The sequence below is a fragment of the Porcipelethomonas sp. genome (genome assembly GCF_051893655.1).
Lineage (GTDB): Bacteria > Bacillota > Clostridia > Oscillospirales > Ruminococcaceae > Porcipelethomonas.
This window is the reverse complement of the sequence record NZ_JBJFHN010000005.1, coordinates 1-5,212: the sequence shown is the minus strand read 5'-3', so window position 1 is coordinate 5,212 and position 5,212 is coordinate 1. Positions and strand designations below refer to the sequence as shown.

At 39.9% G+C, this 5,212-nt stretch carries 4 protein-coding genes; 1 reads left to right on the top strand and 3 read right to left on the bottom strand.

What is annotated here, in order from left to right; genetic code table 11:
* Nucleotides 1-188 precede the first annotated feature (188 nt).
* The 3 genes from ACI4WO_RS00210 to ACI4WO_RS00200 all read right to left on the bottom strand — a co-directional run bounded on the left by ACI4WO_RS00210 (nucleotide 189) and on the right by ACI4WO_RS00200 (nucleotide 2,368).
* Nucleotides 189-449 carry a stage V sporulation protein S gene (locus tag ACI4WO_RS00210; RefSeq protein WP_177497568.1) on the bottom strand — a complete coding sequence of 87 codons (261 nt, stop codon included), beginning with the start codon at nucleotides 447-449 and terminating at the stop codon, nucleotides 189-191.
* Nucleotides 450-572: 123 nt separating this feature from the next.
* Entirely contained in the window at nucleotides 573-1,340 is a 768-nt protein-coding gene (locus ACI4WO_RS00205) for a TIGR00282 family metallophosphoesterase (protein ID WP_439805544.1), read from the bottom strand.
* A 584-nt stretch (nucleotides 1,341-1,924) separates the two neighbouring features.
* On the bottom strand, nucleotides 1,925-2,368 hold the full coding sequence (locus tag ACI4WO_RS00200; RefSeq protein ID WP_439805543.1) for a dockerin type I domain-containing protein: 444 nt from the start codon (nucleotides 2,366-2,368) through the stop codon (nucleotides 1,925-1,927).
* A 150-nt stretch (nucleotides 2,369-2,518) separates the two neighbouring features.
* Between ACI4WO_RS00200 and ACI4WO_RS00195 the strand changes: the two genes are divergently transcribed.
* Complete coding sequence (locus ACI4WO_RS00195; protein WP_439805542.1) at nucleotides 2,519-5,149, top strand: cation-translocating P-type ATPase; 2,631 nt, start codon at nucleotides 2,519-2,521, stop codon at nucleotides 5,147-5,149.
* The last annotated feature ends 63 nt before the right edge of the window (nucleotides 5,150-5,212 follow it).

Below are 5,212 nucleotides of genomic sequence, written 5' to 3'. Positions count from 1 at the left end.
TATTCCTCCCTCATATTATATATGAAAAATTTTAACATGTAATTTAAGGCGAGTCAATAAGTTTTCAACAAATCCGGCTAAAGATGTTGAAACTTTGTAAATTTCATACAAAATAAAATTCAGATATTTGTATAAAACAAACCCCGGCAAAAGCCGGGGCTGCGACAAATATAAAAATTTTATAGGAATTATCTTTGTTCACAAATAAGCTTAATAGCTGTTCTTTCTTCGCCGTCAATCTGAATATTAGCAAATGCAGGAATACAGATAAGATCAACACCGATCGGGGCAAGATAACCTCTTGCGATAGCAATAGATTTAATAGCCTGATTTGCTGCACCTGCACCCACTGCCTGAACTTCTACAGCCTTTTGTTCACGAATAACTCCGGCGATTGCTCCGGCAACTGAATTTGGGGAAGAATGTGATGAAACTTTTAAAATTTCCATAGTCTGGCCTCCATTTAAATAATTGTTTAATTGAATTGCTTAAATGCTTTTGATTCCAACAGCATAATGATATTATACACCACAAAAAGCGTAAATGCAAGAGTTTTGAAAAAATATTGTGAATTATCTATCAATTATTCTCTCGATTTTAGTGCATTTGCCCGACTTTTCGTCAAATGAAATAACAGCACCGTTTATAAAGCAGGGAGTTTGTGCTTCCGTGAATCTTACGGGATATTTAAAACGCTGCTTGTCCACTGCCGGACGGACTGCTACTCCCAGAACAGATTCTTCAGGACCTGTCATTCCGGCATCAGTCAGATAACCGGTATGCTCATTTAAAATTGTTTCGTCCGCAGTCTGTACATGAGTATGTGTTCCGATAACTGCCGTTACCTTTCCGGCAAGATAATATCCCATTGCCTTTTTTTCCGCAGTAGCTTCTGCATGAAAATCTACTAAAATATTCGGTGTATTTACTGTTTCCAGAATCCTGTCCATAGCACCATAAGGGTTATCCAACGCTTCCATATATACAGTACCCATAAGATTTATAACGGCGACCTTGTAATATCCGCAGTCTATATAACCGATACCTTTTCCCGGACATCCATCCGGAAAATTAAGCGGTCTTAAAATATTATCCCTGTTATATATATCCATGGAATCACGGCGTTTGAAGCAATGATTTCCCGTAGTGATAATATCAGCACCCAGTCTTAAAAGCATGTCCGCAGAAAATTTTGTGATTCCGTTTCCCTGTGCGGAATTTTCACCGTTTACAACGGTTATATCAATTTCGTGCTTTTTTTTGATATCATAGATTCTTTCAGAAAGAAAGTCGCAGCCGTTTTTTCCTACTACATCTCCTATAAACAAAAGCTTTTTCATAATTCACCTTCGCAAAAACTTTATTATCCTTATTATATCAATCATTCCCAGAAGTGTCAATAGCTTTATTTGTCGGAATACAAGCCTTTTGAAAAAGGCTTGGCGAAAACTTTCAGACGTCGCTTACTTTTATTTAATTCCAAAAATAAGGCTCGACAATTTATTTGAATGGAAACATTTATTTTAAGAAAGCTCCCATCAAGATGAGTGCAGCTTTTAGGGCTTCGCAAGTAAAGATTTTTCTCAACACAGTTGTGGGTCGCTTTCTAAGCGTTCCAGTTTGTTGTCTGCAACCTGTCATTACATTTCTTTGGTTCGTTTCTTGTCACATGACAAGAAATGAACAATAAAAAATTCTTTGTTACTTTCTTGATGCTTCAAGAAAGTAAGGAAAAAGTTTCTTTCACGCTTTTTCAAAGCGTAACCTGTCGAGCCTTATTTAAAGGAACGAATAAAAGTAACCCACGTCTGAAAGTTTTTGTCTTACTTTTTCAAAAAGTAAGTTGTCGAGCCTTATTTAAAGGAACGAATAAAAGTAAGCCACGTCTGAAAGTTTTTTGCCTACTTTTTTTCAAAAAAGTAGGTTAAAGGTCATCCCAGGTGATATCGGGGTTTGAGTATTTAGCAGCAATAAGGCGTGCGATTATTGCTGCGTCACGGATAGAAAGTTTTCCGTCTGCATTTGCGTCTGCCATATGACCATTTAAAGAAACTTCAAAGTCCGGCAGATAATCCGGATTTGCTGAAGCGTTAGCACGGTATCTGGCGATATATGCAGCGTCACGGATAGTAGCTTCTCCGTCACCGTCGGCGTCGCCTCTGATGCCTATTCCGATGGGTACTATATCTGCTATTTCCCCATCAATGTTAATATTTACGGTATATTTCATATCCGGACGGTTAATTGCTGTGGGAGAACTTACTTTCAAAGACATAAAGCTGCCTCCAGCACTGCTCAGTCCGGCAATAACAGCAGCGGAAATTACTGAAACTGAAGATAAAATTTTAATTATTTTTAATTTTTTCATATTTTCTGCCTTTCTTCATTTTTCTTTATGATACCATTAAAACGCTCTTATGTCAAACTTTTTTCGGTATTATTTTAAATTTGTCCGCATAGAATTTTAAGGACAACATAAAAGGCAGTCCGGAAAGGACTGTTGAAGGAGAAAAGAGCTATGACAGGATTAACTCAGAAACAGGCGTCAAAGCTTCTTGAGGAAATGGGAAGCAATACTCTTGCCGAAAAAAAGGGAAACGGCGCACTTAAAATTTTTGCCGGACAATTCAAAGATGTAATGGTAATGATTCTTTTGGGAGCTACAGTTATTTCCGTATTTCTGGGAGAAATTTATGATGCGGCAACAATAATTGCAATTGTTCTGTTAAATGCTGTTTTAGGATTTATTCAGGAATACCGTACAGAAAAAACTCTTGAAGCCTTAGCCGATATGACTGCTCCCACAGCGAAAGTCATTCGTGACGGAAAGCATAAAACTATTCCGGCTGCTGAACTTGTACCGGGAGATCTTGTGGAGATGGAAGCAGGCGACAAGATACCTGCCGACTGCGTTATTCTGGAATGCAGCGGAATGTATACAGACGAGGCAATGCTTACCGGAGAATCTGAGCCGGTGGCGAAAAGGTCCGGTTCAGCTGATGACAGGGACAATTCCCTTAACAGAGCCTGTATTGCCTATTCGGGAACGGTTGTCACAAGGGGAAATGCAACGGCACTTGTTATTGCTACCGGAAAAAATGCACAGGTGGGAAAAATATCCCATATGATAAATGATGCCGAAGAAAGTCAGACGCCCTTGCAAAAGCGTCTGGGAGAGCTTGGAAAGGTTGTGGCTCTTATATGTATCGGTGTGTGCATTATAGTTTTTCTGGCAGGAGTTTTAAGGGGTGAGCCTGTTTTTGACATGCTTATGACCGGTATTACAATTGCAATTGCTGCAATTCCTGAAGGACTTCCGGCAACGGTTACTATTGCTCTTGCTCTTGCAGTAAACAGAATGCTGAAATTAAATGCACTGGTAAATAAGCTTCATTCTGTTGAAACTTTAGGCTGTGCTTCTGTAATATGCTCTGATAAAACGGGGACTATTACTGAAAATAAAATGACAGTAAAACATATTTTTACTGATATGAAGGAATTTGACGTACTGGGAAACGGTTATAAAATCAACGGAGAGATCCGTCTGGGGGATACTAAGCCGAATCCTAAAGCTGTTCCTCCTCTTTACGAGCTTTTAGAGTGCGGAGTTATATGCTCCACAGCGAGTATTTCATCAGACAGCAAGGTGAATTTCAGAAACAGAGGTACGGCAGAAGGCAAAGGCGAATGGAAAGTATCCGGCGATCCTACTGAAATCGCACTTCTTATAAGTGCCGCAAAAGGCGGAGTTACCCGTGAATCTTTAAGAGACCGCAGAAAAATTTCTGAAATTCCCTTTGACAGTGATACAAAAATGATGACTGTAGTAAGCCGTTCACCCTCCGGACAAGATACAGCGTACGTAAAAGGTGCTCCTGACATACTTCTGAACAAATGTTCTTTTGTGATGACATCTCATGGGGAAGTACCCCTTGACAGTGCCATGATACGCAGAATAAATGAGGAAATTTCATCTCTTTCCGGCAGAGCTTTAAGAGTTCTTGCACTGGCAAAAAAAGAGGTAAGATCAGTGAATGAAGCCGGAAGCGGTCTGGTATTTCTAGGACTTGCGGCAATGCAGGATCCGCCAAGAGAGGAAGCAAAAAGGGCAGTAAGAAAGTGCAGTGAAGCACACATAAAAACAGTAATGATAACAGGCGACCACAAGGAAACTGCGGCGGCAGTAGCAAAGGAAGCCGGAATTTTAAAGGGCGGAAAGGTTGTGACAGGTGCAGAGCTTGACGCCATGACTGATACTGAACTTGACAGGGATCTTGATAAATTTACAGTTTTTGCAAGGGTGAATCCGTCTCATAAGCTGAGGCTTGTCAAAGCATACAAAAGAAAAGGTCATATTGTCACTATGACAGGGGACGGCGTAAACGATGCTCCGGCAGTTAAGGAAGCCAATGTGGGCGTTGCCATGGGCATTACTGGTACGGATGTTACAAAACAGGCGGCAGACGTTATACTCCTTGACGATAACTTTGCAACACTTGTAAAGGCAGTAGAACAGGGCAGGGGAATCTATGCAAATATCAGAAAATTTGTAAGATACCTTCTTTCCTGCAACATCGGAGAAGTTATAACAATGTTTTTAGGAATACTTATGGGATTTCCTATGGTTTTACTCCCGACACAGCTGCTGTTGGTAAATCTTGTAACAGACGGACTTCCGGCTATTGCTCTGGGTATGGAGCCTTGTGAAAAGGACATAATGAAGCACCGTCCCAGAAAGCCTGACGAAAGCTTTTTCTCAGGGGGACTGATGTTTAAAATAGTATTCCGGGGACTTATGATAGGAATCTGTACTCTGGGATGCTTTACAACACTCCTCAGGGTATGCAAAGCTCTGGATATTGCCAGAACAGGCGCTCTTACAACACTTATTGTATCTCAGCTTATACATGTATTTGAATGCAAATCTGAAACCAGGGGAATTTTCAGTATAAATTATTTTTCAAATATAAAGCTTATTCTTGCAGTGCTTGTATCGCTGGCAGTTATTGCGGCAGCAGTTTACATTCCGGCAGTACAGATGATATTTTCAACAGTCTGCCTTACAAAAACTCCTCTTTTGATTTCTCTGGGATTTTCTTTCGCTGTGCCTGCTATTTCGGGAATTGCTAATTTCTTTAAAAGAAAATAGTTCCTTTTTATTCTTTGATTTCTTAAAGCTCAGGAAAGTTTAAAAAGTTTGAATATTTTTTTA

Coding starts and splice junctions, on each gene's coding strand:
- ACI4WO_RS00210 (WP_177497568.1), bottom strand. CDS start 449: ATGGAAATTTTAAAAGTTTCATCACATTCTTCCCCAAATTCAGTTGCC.
- ACI4WO_RS00195 (WP_439805542.1), top strand. CDS start 2,519: ATGACAGGATTAACTCAGAAACAGGCGTCAAAGCTTCTTGAGGAAATG.
- ACI4WO_RS00205 (WP_439805544.1), bottom strand. CDS start 1,340: ATGAAAAAGCTTTTGTTTATAGGAGATGTAGTAGGAAAAAACGGCTGC.
- ACI4WO_RS00200 (WP_439805543.1), bottom strand. CDS start 2,368: ATGAAAAAATTAAAAATAATTAAAATTTTATCTTCAGTTTCAGTAATT.